This window comes from Flavobacterium galactosidilyticum (assembly GCF_020911945.1).
Taxonomy (GTDB): domain Bacteria; phylum Bacteroidota; class Bacteroidia; order Flavobacteriales; family Flavobacteriaceae; genus Flavobacterium; species Flavobacterium galactosidilyticum.
The window spans coordinates 932,435-948,901 of sequence record NZ_CP087135.1 but is presented as its reverse complement, the minus strand read 5'-3'; the positions used below and the strand labels follow the sequence as shown (position 1 = coordinate 948,901).

The following is a 16,467-nucleotide window of genomic DNA, read 5'->3' as shown; positions in this document are numbered from 1 at the left end:
TTAAGCTATTGGTTGTATTCTTTTACTGCATCAATAAACGCTTTTGCATGATCCACAGGAATATTTGGTAAAATTCCGTGACCTAAATTCACGATGTATTTGTCTTTACCGAATTCGTCAATCATTTCGTGTACCATTTTCTTGATAACTGGAATTGGTGACAACAATCTTGATGGATCAAAATTTCCTTGTAAAGTGATGTTTCCGCCTGATAAATATCTTGCGTTTCTTGGTGAACAAGTCCAGTCAACTCCTAATGCAGAAGCTCTACTTTTCCCCATTTCACCTAAAGCAAACCAACATCCTTTTCCAAAAACAATCACCGGTGCATCATCGGCTAAAGCCTCAACGATTTGGTTGATATATTTCCAAGAAAATTCTTGATAGTCAGCAGGAGATAACATTCCGCCCCAAGAGTCAAAAACTTGAACTGCGTTTACGCCTGCTTTTACTTTTTCTTTTAAGTATAAAATAGTAGTGTCGGTAATTTTTTGTAATAAAACATGTGCTGCTTCTGGATATTGGAAACAAAATCCTTTTGCTTTATCAAAACTTTTAGATCCTTGTCCTTCTACTGCATAACACATAATTGTCCATGGTGAACCTGCAAAACCAATTAAGGGCACCTCATCGTTCAACATTTCTTTAGTCAATTTAATTGCGTCCATTACATATCCTAAAGTTTCTTGAATATCTGGAACAATTACACGTTCCACATCTTGAATCGTACGAATTGGATTTGGCACAAATGGACCAAAATTTTCTTTCATAATCACTTCAAGTCCCATTGCTTGTGGTACTACCAAAATATCAGAGAATAAAATCGCTGCATCTGGAGCAATTCTACGAATAGGTTGCACTGTTATTTCTGCTGCAATTTCAGGAGTTCTACAACGAGTGAAAAAATCGTATTTATCACGTAAAGCGATAAATTCAGGTAAATATCTTCCTGCTTGACGCATCATCCATACCGGCGGACGTTGTACAGTTTCTCCTTTTAATGCTTTTAAAAATAGGTCATTCTTAATCATAATTCTTTCTTTTTATTCCTCGCTGTTGCGAGTTAGGGGGATTATTTATACTCAGCAATTACTTCTTCAATCACATCCTCAATGGTGGGTTGATCTGCAACGACAATGTTTTTTGTTATTCCTTCAAGTGCACTTGCAGTTGTTGTTCCTATACAGAAACAAGTCTCATTTTTAATTTTATTTTCTTTTAAATAGCTTTCAATACCAGATGGACTAAAAAACAATATGGCTTCCACAGGGGATTTTATTTTCTGCGGCGTCAACGTAGTTTCATAAACCTGAATTTCATTGAATTTTATTTTTGCATCTTTTAAAGCCTTTGGCAAAGTCTCTCTTCTTAAGTTTCCACTAAAAAAAGTATAGCTTTCACTAGCATAAATTAGCGTAATTATTTCGGCTAGATCTTCGGCGTAACCGGTGTAAGCGACCACATTATAGCCATTTTCAGACAGCATAATTTTGGTTTTCAAACCCACGCAAAAAACATTCTTTGATTTTAATGCTTCCGATTTTGGATCCAATAAAAAACTCTGCACTGCATTTTGACTCGTAAATATCAAATTTTCATTAATTTCATTTAATTGAAAAGGGTTACTTTTCGTTTTAATAAAATCTGCCTCAATGACATTAAAATCTGCATTTACTAATGCTTCTCTTTGATTATTCAAGAGTGTTTTTGTAGATAGTATCTGAATCATTAGTAATTTCTTTTTTGGTATTCTTCCTGCCCTAAACAGTATGTTTCTATATCTTTATTGTATCCGAATACCACTAAAATATCGCCCTCTAAAACAATAGTATCTGGAGAAGGACGACCAATAGTTTCTTTAACAATTGATTTTTTACCGATTAAATTTTTCTTTTCTCTTTTTCGAATAATAGTAACTAGCGTCAAATGATATTTATCAATTGTATCTAAGGTCTCTAATGTTTTTCCAAAGAATTCTGGTTTTGCTTTTACTTCAGAAATAGTGTAATTATCGTCTAATTGGTAATTCTCTAAAGTAGATTTAAAATTGATTTGCTTTGTTAATCTATCCGCTGATTCTTGCTCAGGATGCACAATGCTATGAATTCCCATCGCTTCAAGAACCGTATCGTGAATGGGTGATAAAGCTCTACTGATAATTTTTACATCGCTTAATTTTTTAATAATAGCAGTAGTGATAATGGCAGCTCCCTCATTCTCTCCAATAGCAACAACGACCTTATCAGTATCTTTTAAAGGCAAGGCTTCATAAGACAACTCATTAGTAGAATCCATTGCAATTGCATGCGAGATCTTATCTTTAACTAAATTCACTTTCTCGATATTTCTATCGACACCTATGACTTCATTTCCTGTTTCGGTTAGGCTTATCGCCAATGACATTCCGAAATTTCCTAAACCAAATACGATTATTTTCATCTGAGCAAGTTTAGTTAATTAAAATATTTTCTCTTGGATATTCGTAAAACTGATGATTCAATCTACGTAATAACCCCACCATTAAGTTGAGCATTCCTATACGGCCGATAAACATAGTCAAAATAATGACATATTTACTAGGCTCGGTAAGTGTTGCCGTATAATTTATACTAGAACCAACAGTACTATATGCCGAGAAACACTCGAAAGCAACTGTTAATAAAGGCGTTCCTTCTGGCTCAAATATTAAAACGGCCAAAATAGAGATGCCTATGGTAATTAATGAAATTGACAAAATGGCAAAGGCACGCGACGTAGAATCCGCTGATATCCTTCTACCAAACAATTGAATTCTACTTTTCCCTCTTGCAACTGCCACTATATTTAAAGTTGCTAATGCAAAAGTACTCGTTTTTATCCCGCCTGCTGTTGAGGCTGGTGAACCACCTATCCACATCAATAAAATAACAAAGAGCAAGGATGGAACTCCCATTTCACCATAATCAGTTGCACTAAAACCAGCGGTTCTAGGTGACACTGCATTAAAAGCTGCTGCGGTTATTTTGCCAAAAACCGTATTATGTTGCAATAAAGTAATGTTATATTCAGAAATATATAGAAATAAAGTACCTCCTACTAATAAGATAGCTGTCGTATAAAGTACTATTTTCGTATTTAGAGTAATGATTCTAACTTTTTTGTGAATTACTTTCTTGTCAAAGAACGCAAATACGTATGTTTTTAAATAGTGATAAAAGTTAAAAACAATATTGTGACCTAAACCGCCAAGAATAATCATCAACATCAAAATCCATTGCAGGTAATAATTAAACTTCACGGTTGTGTTTAAAATTCCTCCCGGTAATGTTGAAAATCCCGCATTACAAAATGCGGATATGGAATGAAACAACGAAAAGTAAAATTTATGCTCAATAATTGCATTATCAATTATAGAAGAATAAATAAACAGCGCTCCCACTAATTCTACAGATAACGTGAAGATAACCACATTTAGCGCTGCTCTAAAAACATCACTTAAGCCTTCATTAGCAATAAAATCTCGAGTATTCAAACCTTCCTTAAACGAGGAACTTCCTCTAAAGAAAAAGGCGAAAAATGACGTAAAAGTTAAAATTCCAATTCCGCCCAATTGAATTAAAACTATAATTATGGATTGACCAACAATAGTAAAATCGGATGCAGTATCTACTACAGTCAAACCAGTTACACACACGGCGCTAGTAGCGGTAAAAAGCGCATTGGTAAACGTTATAGAACCTGTAGTAGCACTTGGTAGCATTAGTAAAAAAGCACCAATTAAAACTAAAATCATAAAACTCCCTACAAAAACAATGGCTGGATTAAAGTAGATATCATAAATATGACGTACAAAAACCATTAATCGCAGTAAAAAGTAAACAATTAAACCTCCTTCAAGAACTGGTTTTATTTTTTGCAATACATAATACGAGGGTAAAGTGCGATTAAGGAACCAAATTATGGAAGCCATAAGTAAAAGAAATCCTAGAATAATCATGTTAATCAAGACTACTCTTTTATTTCTTTTGAAAGTATAATTAAAATATTTGAAAGAATTAAAACCTAAAAGACCAAATGAAAGAAGAATTAAAGCAACAACATGAGGAGAATTATAGTTATCCTGAAAATCATACCCAAAGTCAAAAACTATAAACAGCAATACGATAATATCGAAAAAGCGATATAAATAATTGAGTAAGGATTCATTTTTCATAATGAGATAAAATTATTTTTTTAAATCGTTACGAATACTTTCCATTAAGCGAATTCCACCATTATCTAAAATTTCCTTAGCGCAATTATACCCTAATTTTTTCCATTCTTCTAACGGAACTGTTTTATTAATCTCTAATTTTTCTTTGCCATCAAGAGAGAATAAAACCCCTTGAAAAGTAATTTCATCTTCGTTTATTGTTGCTAAAGCACCTATTGGAGCTGTACAACCACCTTCTAAAGTTTTCAGGAACTGTCTTTCTATATGCGTACAAACCTCAGTTTCAATATCATTTAATTCAGCAACTGCATCTCTACAAAACTCATCATTTGCCATAGCAACAATCACCATTGCTCCCTGAGCTGGCGCTGGAATCATCCAATCTAGACTGATGAAATTTGAAGGTTTTATATTTAATCTTTCTAATCCTGCCGCAGCAAAAACTGCACCTTTCCAGTCACTATCTTCTAACTTTTTTAATCTTGTATTCACGTTTCCGCGCAAATCAACCACAGTATGACTAGGATATCTATTAAACCATTGCGCTTGGCGACGTAAACTTCCGGTTGCAATAGTCCCTGATCCATTAAGAAAATCAAGATTCCCTTTATGAACTAAAATATCGAGTGTATTAGCTCTTTCTAAAACGGCTGCTTGAACGATTCCTTTAGGCAAAGCAGTAGGGACATCCTTCATGGAATGCACTGCAATATCCACCTCACCATTAATCATGGCAATGTCTAATGTTTTAGTAAAGATTCCTGTGATTCCTAATTCGTAAAGTGGTTTGTCGAGAAGTATATCTCCTTGCGATTTTACGGCCGTAATTTCAGTTTTATAGCCTAAATCGTTTAGTTTTTTTTCGACTGTGTGTGCTTGCCAGAGTGCGAGTTCACTGTCGCGTGTTCCTATTCTTATTATTTTTTCAACCACTTTTCCTTTATTTTTACACAAATCTACACTAATTAGCGAGATTAGTTTGCATCATTTAATTTAGAAAAAAGATTTCTCTTGTTCTAACTGAAATACTTTTTCAATCCATTCAATTCCTTCCTCCATTGATTCGCCATCTTTTAAATGGTTTACAAAATGTTTAGTGATTTGTTGAATGATTCTATTGCTAATTAATTCAGCTTGTTCTTCGTGAAAATTAGTTATTTTTTTTCTTTGAAAATTAAGCTCACCCTCTTTAATAGAATTTAATTTTTCTTTTAAAGCCTGAATAGTTGGTGCAAATTTTCTGTTTTTATTCCAAGAATTAAATTCTTCCTTAATTTCTTCAATAATTAATTCTGCTTGTGGAATATGTTGTTTTCTATTTTCTAAAGTTTCATCAGTAATTTGAGCTAATTGATCCATGTGAATTAATGTAACTCCGTCAATATGTTTGACATTCTCATTAACATTTTTAGGAATTGATAAATCTAAAATTAATAAAGGTTTCTTTAGATTTAAAATTGTTTTATCAATTGTAGGGTTTTGAGCGCCAGTTGCAACTACTACAACATCTGCTTTTTGTAACTCTAATTGTAAATCAGCGTAATCCTTTACCACTACGTTCAACTTCTTAGCTAGTTTTTCTGCTTTATCTTTAGTACGATTGATTAAGGTAATTTGACTGTGTTTAGTATGCTTAACTAAATTCTCACAAGTGTTTCTACCTATTTTTCCTGTTCCAAAAAGTAAAATATTTTTATTAGCAATGTCATCAACATTTTTAAAAATGTATTGAACAGAAGCAAATGAAACTGAAGTAGCTCCAGAAGAAATATCAGTTTGTGTCTTAATTCGTTTACTCGCTTGAATAACTGAATTAACTAAACGATCCATAAACGTATTTATCAAACCATTAGACTTGCTTAAATTAAAAGCATTTCTGATCTGGCTAATAATTTCAAAATCACCTAAAATCTGGCTGTCTAATCCAGTTCCTACACGAAACATGTGATTAATAGCTTCTTGATTTTTATATATGTAAGCTACTTCTTGAAACTCTTCTACCGAGCCATTACTGTTTTCACAAAGTAGTTTGATTAATTCATAAGGATGTTTAGCAAAACCATAGATTTCAGTTCTATTACATGTGGAAGTAACAATCAATGACTCTATTCCTTCGGCTTCGGCTTGCATCAATAAAATTGACTGAGCTTTAGCATCTAAACTAAATTTACCTCTAATTGTTGCGTCTGCTTTTTTATAACTTAAACCTAAAGCATAGAAAGTGCTGTTTTTGGACATGTTGAATTTTTCCATATTATACTTTTCCTAAAAAAGTTCTACAAAATTATTATTAACTATTTTATAAAAACAACGCTGCAAGTGCTTTTTGTATCGCTTAGCGACAAATTACATCAAAATAACATTTACAAAACAGTTTCTATTCAAAAATAGAGTGAAATCAGGTATTATTTAGTTATTTGTATAGAATAATTCTAAATAACAACACTGCTATTTCCTATATTAGATACGAAAAAATATCGCTTAGGGTTCTTAAAAAGTTAAATTTAATTACAATTATTTTAACTTTTTTTAAGATTATATAAATCACAATGACGATTTATATTTTTTGGATTACTAACAGACAAATTTACATTTGATAATAAGTTAATTTAAAACCAAATATCATTTGATTTTAAAAATAAATGAATTATGAAATTATACTGTTTTTCATAAAAATCAGATTAAAATGGGTTTAATAAGTAAAAACGCTACTCCAAATGAGTAGCGTTTTTAATCTCAAAAGGGTACTATTTTTGTACCGTTGGCTTTCTGATAGACTCTAATACAACAACAATATCTTTGTACAACTCAGTGTCCGATTTAACGCCATTAGCAACTGCTGCTGCACCTACATAGCCTTCAAATTTTGTAAAATCAGCATCGCTAGATTTCGTTCCCATACGTGGGTTTTGAGCAGGATCGTGAGTAGCAACCATGTTTAGACCTGTATAGGTATTTACTGCATTAGTTCCACCTGTATTAAACGAGAAGAAATCAGTCAAGTTGTCAACTAAAACAGCTAATTTAGTAGTATTTCCAGCAGCAACTTCTGTTAACAACGGTGCAAAGTGAGCTCCTAAATTTCCTGGAGCTTTATTTTGAACATCGGCAACAATCAACCCAACCGTTGAGTTTACTACTTTACGGTAAGATAAACGTCCTGCCTCTATCATTTGTCCAGGCATATCTGGATCAGCTACCATTTTTGATCCACCTAAACGCTCGTAGATACTTGCTTTAACCATTGGAGCTGGAACGTCGTCGTCGTTGCTACATGAAGTGAACGCTGTGGAGGCAACGAATAATACACCAAGTGTAATTTTTGAATAATTTTTCATAATAATTGAATTTAAGGGGTTAATTAAAAAATTGATTTATACTCTTTGATACTTTATAAGTCATACTGTTTTGATCAATAGGACATACTTCTTTATTCTCTAAACCTTGCGGTAAAATAAAGCGACTTGCATCATACGGTCTTTTTGCCATTAGTTCATCATACACTTTCTCTGAATTGGTAATTTTATTATTATGGAAATAAACTACCACGTTTCTTTTTACAATAATCGAATCCGAAGTCAAACCCTTTATAGTTCTTAAGTCGGCACAAATTTCTTTTGCTTTAAGCGAATCGATATTCGATTTAAAATCAATTCTACTTATTTGTAAATTTGGCGCATCATACACTGCTGGTTTAGCCGTTGCAATGTGAAAAACTAAAATTGCAATAAAGACAACAGCAATTCCTGCTATTGAATAAAGCACTCTCTTAATAATTTTACTTGATTTTTTCATGTTTATGTGTTTTCAAATCATTTACGAGGATTTGTAAAATTTGGTTTTAAATAAATGCAATTATCCTTTATTTAGAATCACTTTAAATAAAACTAGTGTTTTAGAGGGAAGTAATTTCTGTTTTTTAAAAAGCTCTAAGTAGATTGAAGCCAAAGAAAACATCCCCTTTAGCCCAGTCACCAGTTGTTTGACCTAAGTATCCCGCTTCGTGAATTCCTTGTGAACTGGTAAAATGCATTTGAAAAACATGTCCTCCAGTTTCTAAATCGAATCCTATAGATAATGGATTCTTGAATACTGAATTTGATCCGCGGTTTAAATGAGCTGCATAATCTATATTAAGCGACCAGCGTTTTGATAATTTATATCTCCCTCCAAAACCTATTGCATATTGGGTGTTATCCTGAATTGGATTTTCGTTAAAATTTTCATGGAAAATGGTAGGTGCAATTTCTAAAGATAGCTTATCTGAATATTTTCTCGAAATTAACAACTGTCCTACATAAGTTAAGCGATTATCAAATGTCAATTTTGGATACAAGCTTTCTTTCAGTGTATTATTGATTGCTAAACTAGTAAAACCAGCTATTGTAACCGGAAAACCATCTTTTACTTGGCTAAGTAAAGTGTATTTAGTAGAAAAATCATAAGCTAACTCACTTCTGGCAGCACTAATCGTTAACCACTCTTTCAGCCCGTAAACAAATTTTATTTGGGTATTTGCATTATCTAAACCAAAAAAACCTTCAAAGCCATCTTTTACGGAGCCAAATCTGTGGGCTACAATAAAATACAAATCGCCTTTTGCAGCAAGTTTTGTCGATTCGAGATTTACAATTTTTAAACCTTTAAAAGCAGAAACAACTTTTTGATTTGTAGCAACAGTATCTATTCCAGATAATAAATCGGTTTGTGAGTGACTTAATAATGGAAGTAAAAATAAGAGTAGGAATAATTTTTTCATGAGAATTTATTTTTGGATTGTTAATTAATTTTAATTGGTTTTTATTTTACAATGGAACTCTGATCCATTCTGAATTCGTCTAGCAGTTCATCGTAGCCAAGAAATCTACCTTTTACATTAAAAATCTCATTTGTATTAAGGTCCTGAGGCAGGCTGTCATTAAAAGTGGCAAATACTTTATTATCCAGAACAAGAGCATTATTATCTAAATCAATCAAGGTTATTCTGGCCCTCAACTCTATAGTTTGATCTTGATACTTAAGGAGAGCTAGACTATCATTAGCAATAAAATCTTTTTGCAACTCAGCAGTTTCAAGAGTGTACGCAGCTTTTTCGCCGTCAATGTTTCTATGACCTTGGTACACATAATAATAAATAGATAGTCCACCTACTAAGAAAATAAAAATCGCAAATAGTGTTTTTTTGTACATATAAGTTTATTTAGAGTTTAGTTAATTTCATTTACGCAAAAAGCAACATATTGGATCTCAGGAGAGAAAAATAAAATCCAGAAAACTAAAGCTCGAACTTTTACGTAAGTGCTAAAAGGAGGTTTATTAAAAAAATCTTTAGCATTTTGAGAATGCGCACTTAACTTAAAACCATAAATATTATGAAAGCAACACAATTAATGGCAATCCTTTCTTCCACCAGCTTTTTTGTAGCTTGTAGCAGTGACAATTCTGAAACGCTGATGGATAATCCACCAGTTTTGGGGCAAGTAACTTACACGCAAAATGTAAAAGCTATTATTGACAACAACTGTATTTCATGTCATGCAGCAGTGCCTAGAAATGGTGCGCCAATGCCATTAGTAACTTATGAACAAGTTCAAAATGCAGTTCAAAACAGAGGATTATTAAATAGAATTTCCCTGAGCAATGGCAATAGTTTGTTGATGCCACAAGGCGGCCCAAGATTACCACAAGCAACGATCGATATTATAATAAAATGGAATCAAGACGGATTATTAAAATAACAAATTAAATAAACATGAAAAAGATTATAATCGTAGCGCTACTTTATATATCAAACATCAGTTTTGCACAGGAAAAAATAATTAGCAAATCCTCAATAGTAACTTTTGAAGCTTCTGTACCAGCTTTTGAAGAAGTTAAAGCAGTTAACAATAATGCAACGCTAGTTTTAAATCCAGTAACAGGCGAAATAGCAAGTCTAGTTTTAATGAAAGGTTTCCGATTTAAAATTGCTTTAATGGAAGAACATTTTAATGAAAATTACGTTGAAAGTGACCGTTTCCCAAAAGCGATTTTTAAAGGAAAAATTGAAGGTTTAGACACTTCATTATTAACCTCAACACCAAAAGATTTTGTGTTGAACGGCAAGCTCGAAATTCATGGAAAATCTGTGCCCGTAAAAACAATTGCTAAAATTAGTAAATCCGCTTCAGGAATTAATCTAAACGCTAACTTCCCAGTGAATGCAAGCGATTTTAATATCGCTATTCCATCGGTAGTAAAGAACAAAGTTTCTAACAAAATCAATATTCAAGTAGCATCTGTTTTAAAATAACAAGCACAAAAATTAAAGATTTTATAAATTTAGACGGAAGTGAACATTTAACCATTTAAAAGATTTATTTTTGAAGGTCGTGAAAGAGTAGAATTGTAATTCTAAACTTCAGTTCGTTGAATTAAATAAATCTATAAATGGAGGAAGAAATAAAAATTGACGATGATTTTATTTTAATTCGTTTTCAAAATAACACTGATGAAGTTGCTGTTTTTCAGCGTCCGATACAATTAGGGTTGATACAATTTCATTTTGGCTTAAAGGGAAGTGCTAATTACAATTTCAATCAGGGAAATTATAGTTTAAAACTAAAAGAGGAAAAAGCTTTATTGTTTTATAATACTGAGAAAGAACTTCCGCTAAATGTTGAAATTGATCCAAAAACCTGGTTGATTTCAATATTTGTTTCTATCAAAAAATTTCATGGACTCTTTACTACAGATGCTGAGAATATCCCATTTTTAAGCAAGGAAAACAAAGAAAAGAAGTATTACAACGAGAGTGATATTAGTCCATCAATGGCAATTGTTTTGAACCAAATGTTTCATTACAACCTAAATCCATCTATTAAAAACCTTTATTACAAAGGAAAAGGATACGAATTATTAAGTTTATATTTCAATAGAACTGAGGATCCAAATGCCGAGCAATGTCCTTTCTTGATCGATGAAGAAAACGTGATGAAAATCAGAAAAGCAAAGGAAATCATCATAGCTAACATGTCTGAACCACCAGGATTACAGGAATTAGCAGATGAAATTGGTTTGAATTTGAAAAAGCTAAAAATGGGTTTCAAACAAATTTATGGCGATACCGTTTATGGATTTCTATTTGATTACAAGATGGATGCTGCTCGAAAACTACTTGATAGCGGTTCCTACAATGTAAATGAGGTGGGTTTAAAAATAGGCTATAGTACAGGAAGCCACTTTATTGCAGCTTTTAAAAAGAAATACGGCACAACACCAAAAAAATATTTGATGTCTATAAATACTAATGTTTAAAAAAAGTATAAGCTAAACATATTTAAGAATAAATAAAAACTAACATTTATCATAATTCTCATTAGGTACTTGCAGTACTTTTGAGAAAAATAAAACAAAAACAATGAAAGGCGTATTATTAGTAAATTTAGGATCTCCAGAAAGTCCGACAGCAAAGGATGTAAAACCTTATTTAGATGAATTTTTAATGGACAAATACGTTATCGACGTACCGTTTTTGTTGAGAGCATTATTAGTTCGTGGAATCATTCTTCAAACAAGGCCTAAAAAGTCTGCCGCAGCTTACGCCAAAATTTGGTGGGATGAAGGTTCGCCACTTGTCGTTATTTCTAAAAGAATGCACGAAAAAGTAAAACAATTAGTTGATGTGCCAGTTGCACTAGCGATGCGTTACGGAAATCCTTCTCTTTTATCTGGTTTACAAGAATTGCATGATAAAGGTGTAAATGAAGTGATGTTATTTCCTTTGTACCCGCAACATGCCATGGCTTCTACTACTACAATTTTAGAACTAGCTGAAGATTTACGTAAAAAACATTTTCCAGAAATGAAATTTACTATCGTTCCAGCTTTTTATAACAAATCAGATTACATCAAAAATCTTGCTGATTCGATCAAAGGCCACTTACAAGGTTATGATTATGATCATTTATTATTCTCATATCACGGAATTCCGGAGCGTCACATTCGTAAAACAGATATTACTAAGTCTCATTGTAAAATTGACGGTTCTTGTTGTAATACTCCATCACCTGCGCATGAGTTTTGTTACCGTCACCAATGTTATGAAACAACAAAACAGGTCGTTAAACTACTTGGAATTCCAGAAGGAAAATACAGCCAAACATTTCAATCGCGCTTAGCGGGTGACAAATGGTTAACACCTTACACTGATGTTGAAGTAAACAAAATGCCTGAAAAAGGAATTAAAAAACTAGCTGTTGTAACTCCTGCTTTTGTATCCGATTGTTTAGAAACACTAGAAGAAATTGCTATGGAAGCTAATCATGAATTTAAAGCACACGGTGGTGAAGAATTTTTAGCTATTCCTTGTTTAAATGATAGCGATGACTGGTGTCAAACAGTTGGTAACTGGATAACAACATGGTCAAACACTTCCTCATCTATTAAACCTAATGCTGAAAAAATAAACGCATAAATGGCTGTTACCGCCGAGGATTTAGGAAGCCAAGATATTAGAAAACTGCTGATAAAACAAGCAGTTCCATCCTCTATTGGTGTTCTGTTCATGTCCGTCAATATTTTGATTGACACTATTTTTGTCGGACAATGGATTGGTTCTCTTGCCATTGCGGCGGTAACGGTAGTTTTGCCCATTACTTTTTTAATTTCATCTTTAGGAATGGCGATTGGTGTGGGAGGTGGCTCTGTACTCTCCAGAGCTTTAGGTGCAAATGATACCGAAAAAGCTAAAAATACTTTTGCTAATCAAATCATGATGACACTTTTATTGTCATTAATCTTTGTGATTCTTGGTATCTTTTTTAGTGACGAGATGTTAGCGCTATTTGGCGCTGAAGGAGCGATAATAAAACCCGCTGAGGAATTCTTCTTCCCTATTATTATTAGCGTTCCATTTCTAGGGCTTTGTATGATGGGTAACAACATTATTCGTGCTGAAGGCAAAGCTAAATTTGCTATGGTTGCCATGATTATTCCCGCTTTTATAAATATTATACTCGATGTTGTTTTTATAAAATTTATGAATTTAGGCTTATTTGGCGCTGCTTTAGCAACAGCACTTTCCTATTTCTCTTGCTTCTTATTCGTACTATGGTTTTTTCTTTACAGAAGCGAATTAAAATTAACTGCAAAATATTTTAAATTCAAATTGCCTATTGTCAAGGAAATCTCAGAACTAAGCTTTGTTACTTTTTCAAGACAAGGCGTTGTGAGCATTTTATCGATCATACTAAACCATACCTTATATACTTACGGCGGCGAGCATTCAGTAGCTATTTACGGAATTATCAGTAGGATGTTAATGTTTGCTGTGTTCCCTATTTTAGGAATTACTCAAGGATTTCTACCAATTGCAGGATATAATTATGGCGCAGGAAATCATCAAAGAGTTAAGGAAAGTGTTGTACTCTCTATAAAATATGCCGCTTTTCTAGCTACAGTAATTTTTATCTTTATTTTAATTTTTGCTAAATCTATAGTTACCGTATTTACTACAGATGAGCTAGTAATAGCTCAAACTCCTGACGCATTACGATGGGTATTCGCTGCGTCTCCTATTATTGCTATCCAATTAATAGGTGCAGCTTATTTTCAAGCAGCTGGAAATGCAAAAAAAGCGTTACTTTTGACTTTAAGCAAACAAGGGTTTTTCCTAATCCCTTTAGTATTAATTCTACCAAAATTTTTAGGTATTTTTGGAGTGTGGATTGCATTCCCAATAGCCGATGTATTATCTACCATATTGACTGGCTATTTTCTAAAAAAAGAAATGAAAATAAAAATGATTCAAACTACCGATGGAATATTATAATTACTTAAAATCCTTACACCTTATCTTTGTTATTACCTGGTTTGCAGGATTGTTTTATATCGTTAGGCTATTTGTGTACCAAATAGAGGCTAACGAGAAACCATCTCCAGAGAAAGAAATTTTACAAAAACAGTACAAAGTAATGACCTATCGTCTTTGGTACATTATCACCTGGCCGTCAGCAGTTTTAGCTAGTATTTTTGCGTATTGGATGTTGTTTTTTACTGATTTAGGTCAATCCTGGTTACAGCAACCTTGGATGCATGTAAAACTTAGCTTCGTATTTGCGCTCTATTTATACCATTGGAAATGCCACTTAATATTCAAGGAATTACAAAACGACGAGGTAAAATACTCCACAAATTATATGCGTTTGTGGAATGAAGGCGCAACCATTATTCTTTTTGCAGTAGTATTTTTAGTAATTTTAAAAAATGCCGTAAACTGGATTTATGGAGTTATTGGAATTTTTGCATTTTCGATTTTAATTATGTTAGGATTTAAATTTTATAAAAGAATTAGAGAGAAGAAGTAGTTCCTTTAGTATTCGGTTACTAACTAAACCAATAAAAATGTGATATCAAGATCTATTAGCTCATCAAAAAGGGTTTTAATTAGCTATGAAAATTTTTGATTTAAGTAAATCTTTTCCATAAGAAGAGACATATTCTTTAACAGATCAAATAAGAAGATCTTCTCGAAGTGTTTGTGCAAATAGTGCAGAGACTTATAGAAACAGAGATTATGCCACACATTTTGACAGCAAACTAACTGATTGTGATGCTGAAAATTCAGAAACACATATTTGGCTGGAGTTTTGTTTTGCGTGCGACTATATTTCTGAAGAAACATTTATTCTTTTCTGTAAAGAAAACAAAGAGGTGGGAAAGCTTATAAATTACATGATTCGAAATCCAAATAAATTTGGAGTAAAAACAAATGATTAACTTGTGTACAATTTTCAAACTGAACACTGAACACTTAAAAAATGCTGAAAGGTTTTAAAATGGCAACGCTCTCCTTACGAATCAGGTTTTTCCTTTCGATGATCATTTTGATATTGATGGCATCTGTTATTTTAGCATCTATTTCTATTATCCAATTTAAAAATGAAGCTAAGGAATACCATCAAGAGCGTCTGGAACGTAATGAAAACGCGGTAAAACAACATATCAACTTCATACTTTCCACAACTACTTATCCGCTTACTTCTGGAAATTTAGATTTAATTTTCAAAGACAAAATTCATGAGCTTGCACATATTCATAACGTAGAAATCAATATTTATAGTCTAGATGGGAAGTTATTAAAATCCTCTAAAGAATCTTTTTCAGTTGATAAAGTAGCACCACCAATTCCAAAGTACATTCTGAAACTCGTGCGCTCTTCTATTGAAAAAAGATACGTCGACATCAAAACTATTGATGGTAAAAAGAATCGTTCGGCTTTTAGCCAAATCAAAGATGATAAATTTAAACCCCTAGGAATTCTTAACTTACCTTATGTTGAGGATGACGGTTATTATGAAAATGAATTGAAAAGCTTTCTAATTCGCTTAGGCCAAGTGTATTCATTCATGTTAATTATGGCTTTTGCTTTAGCGTATTTCCTTTCGTCATACATCACAAAGTCTCTAAAAACCATTTCAGACAAATTAAGCGAAACGAGTTTAAGTCAAAAAAACGAGAAAATCGTATTAGAAGCCAGCAGCAAAGAGATTAATCTATTGATTAATTCGTACAACGCAATGGTCGATGAATTAGAGAAAAGTGCCTTAAAATTAGCCCAAAGCGAACGTGAGGAAGCTTGGCGCGAAATGGCGAAACAAGTAGCACACGAAATTAAAAATCCGCTTACGCCAATGCGACTAACAGTTCAGAGTTTTCAGAGGAAATTTGACCCAAGTGATCCAAATGTCAAACAGAAAATGCACGATTACTCTGAAACTTTAATTCAGCAAATTGACACAATGACTGCCGTTGCATCTGCATTTTCGAATTTTGCTTCGATGCCAGCGCAACAAAATGAAACCTTAAACGTAGTTGAAGTGGTAGAGCTAGCGATGGATATTTTTAATGAAGAATATATAGAAGTTATCAGCGAATCACCAGAAATTATTTCGATAATTGACCGTACACAACTCATCCGAATTATTACGAATTTAGCTAAAAACGCGATACAGTCTATTCCAGAAGAGCAGGAACACAAATCAGTTCGTGTCCGAATTAAAAAAGAAGACAATAATGTATTAATTACTTTTTCAGATAATGGAATTGGAATTCAATCAAAAGATATAGCTCGAATATTCGAACCGAAATTTACAACTAAAACAAGCGGAATGGGCCTTGGTCTCGGAATTATTAGAAACATCATTGAAAATTATAAAGGAACAATTACCTTTATATCTGAACTGGGAAAAGGAACCACTTTTACGGTTACACTTCCCATAATTAACACCTAAAAA

The 16,467-nt window shown here is 32.8% G+C and carries 18 protein-coding genes; 8 read left to right on the top strand and 10 right to left on the bottom strand.

What is annotated here, in order from left to right:
• Positions 1-5: 5 nt before the first annotated feature.
• From hemE to LNP27_RS04125, 10 genes are all read right to left on the bottom strand, one after another.
• Positions 6-1,031 (bottom strand): uroporphyrinogen decarboxylase, encoded by a 1,026-nt coding sequence (gene hemE / locus LNP27_RS04170; RefSeq protein ID WP_229943260.1) that lies wholly within the window; start codon positions 1,029-1,031, stop codon positions 6-8.
• Between the two features lie 41 nt (positions 1,032-1,072).
• The gene (locus LNP27_RS04165) at positions 1,073-1,729 is read right to left on the bottom strand and encodes a uroporphyrinogen-III synthase (RefSeq protein ID WP_229943259.1); all 657 of its coding nucleotides are present in this window, start codon (positions 1,727-1,729) and stop codon (positions 1,073-1,075) included.
• Positions 1,729-2,439 (bottom strand): potassium channel family protein, encoded by a 711-nt coding sequence (locus tag LNP27_RS04160; protein ID WP_229943258.1) that lies wholly within the window; start codon positions 2,437-2,439, stop codon positions 1,729-1,731. The genes LNP27_RS04165 and LNP27_RS04160 overlap by 1 nt, the downstream gene beginning before the upstream one ends.
• 10 nt (positions 2,440-2,449) lie before the next feature.
• The gene (locus LNP27_RS04155; protein ID WP_229943257.1) at positions 2,450-4,192 is read right to left on the bottom strand and encodes a TrkH family potassium uptake protein; all 1,743 of its coding nucleotides are present in this window, start codon (positions 4,190-4,192) and stop codon (positions 2,450-2,452) included.
• 12 nt (positions 4,193-4,204) lie between these two features.
• Entirely contained in the window at positions 4,205-5,125 is a 921-nt protein-coding gene (gene hemC / locus LNP27_RS04150; protein WP_229943256.1) for a hydroxymethylbilane synthase, read from the bottom strand.
• Positions 5,126-5,185: 60 nt separating this feature from the next.
• A complete protein-coding gene (hemA, locus tag LNP27_RS04145; protein WP_229943255.1) occupies positions 5,186-6,445 on the bottom strand; it encodes a glutamyl-tRNA reductase in 1,260 nt (419 codons plus the stop codon).
• A gap of 494 nt (positions 6,446-6,939) precedes the next feature.
• Complete coding sequence (locus tag LNP27_RS04140; RefSeq protein WP_229943254.1) at positions 6,940-7,530, bottom strand: globin family protein; 591 nt, start codon at positions 7,528-7,530, stop codon at positions 6,940-6,942.
• Between the two features lie 19 nt (positions 7,531-7,549).
• Positions 7,550-7,987 carry a hypothetical protein gene (locus tag LNP27_RS04135; protein ID WP_229943253.1) on the bottom strand — a complete coding sequence of 146 codons (438 nt, stop codon included), beginning with the start codon at positions 7,985-7,987 and terminating at the stop codon, positions 7,550-7,552.
• 124 nt (positions 7,988-8,111) lie between these two features.
• Positions 8,112-8,951 (bottom strand): DUF5777 family beta-barrel protein, encoded by an 840-nt coding sequence (locus LNP27_RS04130; RefSeq protein ID WP_229943252.1) that lies wholly within the window; start codon positions 8,949-8,951, stop codon positions 8,112-8,114.
• Positions 8,952-8,992: 41 nt separating this feature from the next.
• Complete coding sequence (locus LNP27_RS04125) at positions 8,993-9,382, bottom strand: hypothetical protein (RefSeq protein ID WP_229943250.1); 390 nt, start codon at positions 9,380-9,382, stop codon at positions 8,993-8,995.
• Between the two features lie 182 nt (positions 9,383-9,564).
• On the opposite strand from LNP27_RS04125, the gene LNP27_RS04120 reads away from it, so the two are divergent.
• The 8 genes from LNP27_RS04120 (at position 9,565) to LNP27_RS04085 (ending at position 16,464) form a co-directional block, all read left to right on the top strand.
• On the top strand, positions 9,565-9,930 hold the full coding sequence (locus LNP27_RS04120; RefSeq protein WP_229943248.1) for a hypothetical protein: 366 nt from the start codon (positions 9,565-9,567) through the stop codon (positions 9,928-9,930).
• Between the two features lie 14 nt (positions 9,931-9,944).
• Positions 9,945-10,484 (top strand): YceI family protein, encoded by a 540-nt coding sequence (locus tag LNP27_RS04115; protein WP_229943246.1) that lies wholly within the window; start codon positions 9,945-9,947, stop codon positions 10,482-10,484.
• A gap of 137 nt (positions 10,485-10,621) precedes the next feature.
• Entirely contained in the window at positions 10,622-11,488 is an 867-nt protein-coding gene (locus LNP27_RS04110) for an AraC family transcriptional regulator (RefSeq protein WP_229943245.1), read from the top strand.
• A 103-nt stretch (positions 11,489-11,591) separates the two neighbouring features.
• Positions 11,592-12,647 carry a ferrochelatase gene (hemH, locus tag LNP27_RS04105; RefSeq protein ID WP_229943244.1) on the top strand — a complete coding sequence of 352 codons (1,056 nt, stop codon included), beginning with the start codon at positions 11,592-11,594 and terminating at the stop codon, positions 12,645-12,647.
• Positions 12,648-14,003 carry an MATE family efflux transporter gene (locus tag LNP27_RS04100; protein WP_229943243.1) on the top strand — a complete coding sequence of 452 codons (1,356 nt, stop codon included), beginning with the start codon at positions 12,648-12,650 and terminating at the stop codon, positions 14,001-14,003. It abuts the gene before it with no gap.
• On the top strand, positions 13,990-14,538 hold the full coding sequence (locus tag LNP27_RS04095; protein ID WP_229943242.1) for a CopD family protein: 549 nt from the start codon (positions 13,990-13,992) through the stop codon (positions 14,536-14,538). Before LNP27_RS04100 ends, LNP27_RS04095 begins: the two co-directional genes overlap by 14 nt.
• A gap of 148 nt (positions 14,539-14,686) precedes the next feature.
• The gene (locus LNP27_RS04090) at positions 14,687-14,950 is read left to right on the top strand and encodes a four helix bundle protein (protein ID WP_346432402.1); all 264 of its coding nucleotides are present in this window, start codon (positions 14,687-14,689) and stop codon (positions 14,948-14,950) included.
• A gap of 98 nt (positions 14,951-15,048) precedes the next feature.
• Positions 15,049-16,464, top strand: coding sequence for a sensor histidine kinase (locus LNP27_RS04085; RefSeq protein ID WP_229944031.1), 1,416 nt, complete (start codon positions 15,049-15,051; stop codon positions 16,462-16,464).
• The last annotated feature ends 3 nt before the right edge of the window (positions 16,465-16,467 follow it).

Coding starts and splice junctions, on each gene's coding strand:
- LNP27_RS04100 (WP_229943243.1), top strand. CDS start 12,648: ATGGCTGTTACCGCCGAGGATTTAGGAAGCCAAGATATTAGAAAACTG.
- LNP27_RS04155 (WP_229943257.1), bottom strand. CDS start 4,192: ATGAAAAATGAATCCTTACTCAATTATTTATATCGCTTTTTCGATATT.
- LNP27_RS04120 (WP_229943248.1), top strand. CDS start 9,565: ATGAAAGCAACACAATTAATGGCAATCCTTTCTTCCACCAGCTTTTTT.
- LNP27_RS04115 (WP_229943246.1), top strand. CDS start 9,945: ATGAAAAAGATTATAATCGTAGCGCTACTTTATATATCAAACATCAGT.
- hemE (WP_229943260.1), bottom strand. CDS start 1,031: ATGATTAAGAATGACCTATTTTTAAAAGCATTAAAAGGAGAAACTGTA.
- hemH (WP_229943244.1), top strand. CDS start 11,592: ATGAAAGGCGTATTATTAGTAAATTTAGGATCTCCAGAAAGTCCGACA.
- LNP27_RS04160 (WP_229943258.1), bottom strand. CDS start 2,439: ATGAAAATAATCGTATTTGGTTTAGGAAATTTCGGAATGTCATTGGCG.
- LNP27_RS04125 (WP_229943250.1), bottom strand. CDS start 9,382: ATGTACAAAAAAACACTATTTGCGATTTTTATTTTCTTAGTAGGTGGA.
- LNP27_RS04130 (WP_229943252.1), bottom strand. CDS start 8,951: ATGAAAAAATTATTCCTACTCTTATTTTTACTTCCATTATTAAGTCAC.
- LNP27_RS04110 (WP_229943245.1), top strand. CDS start 10,622: ATGGAGGAAGAAATAAAAATTGACGATGATTTTATTTTAATTCGTTTT.
- LNP27_RS04095 (WP_229943242.1), top strand. CDS start 13,990: ATGGAATATTATAATTACTTAAAATCCTTACACCTTATCTTTGTTATT.
- LNP27_RS04085 (WP_229944031.1), top strand. CDS start 15,049: ATGATCATTTTGATATTGATGGCATCTGTTATTTTAGCATCTATTTCT.
- LNP27_RS04165 (WP_229943259.1), bottom strand. CDS start 1,729: ATGATTCAGATACTATCTACAAAAACACTCTTGAATAATCAAAGAGAA.
- hemA (WP_229943255.1), bottom strand. CDS start 6,445: ATGGAAAAATTCAACATGTCCAAAAACAGCACTTTCTATGCTTTAGGT.
- LNP27_RS04140 (WP_229943254.1), bottom strand. CDS start 7,530: ATGAAAAATTATTCAAAAATTACACTTGGTGTATTATTCGTTGCCTCC.
- LNP27_RS04135 (WP_229943253.1), bottom strand. CDS start 7,987: ATGAAAAAATCAAGTAAAATTATTAAGAGAGTGCTTTATTCAATAGCA.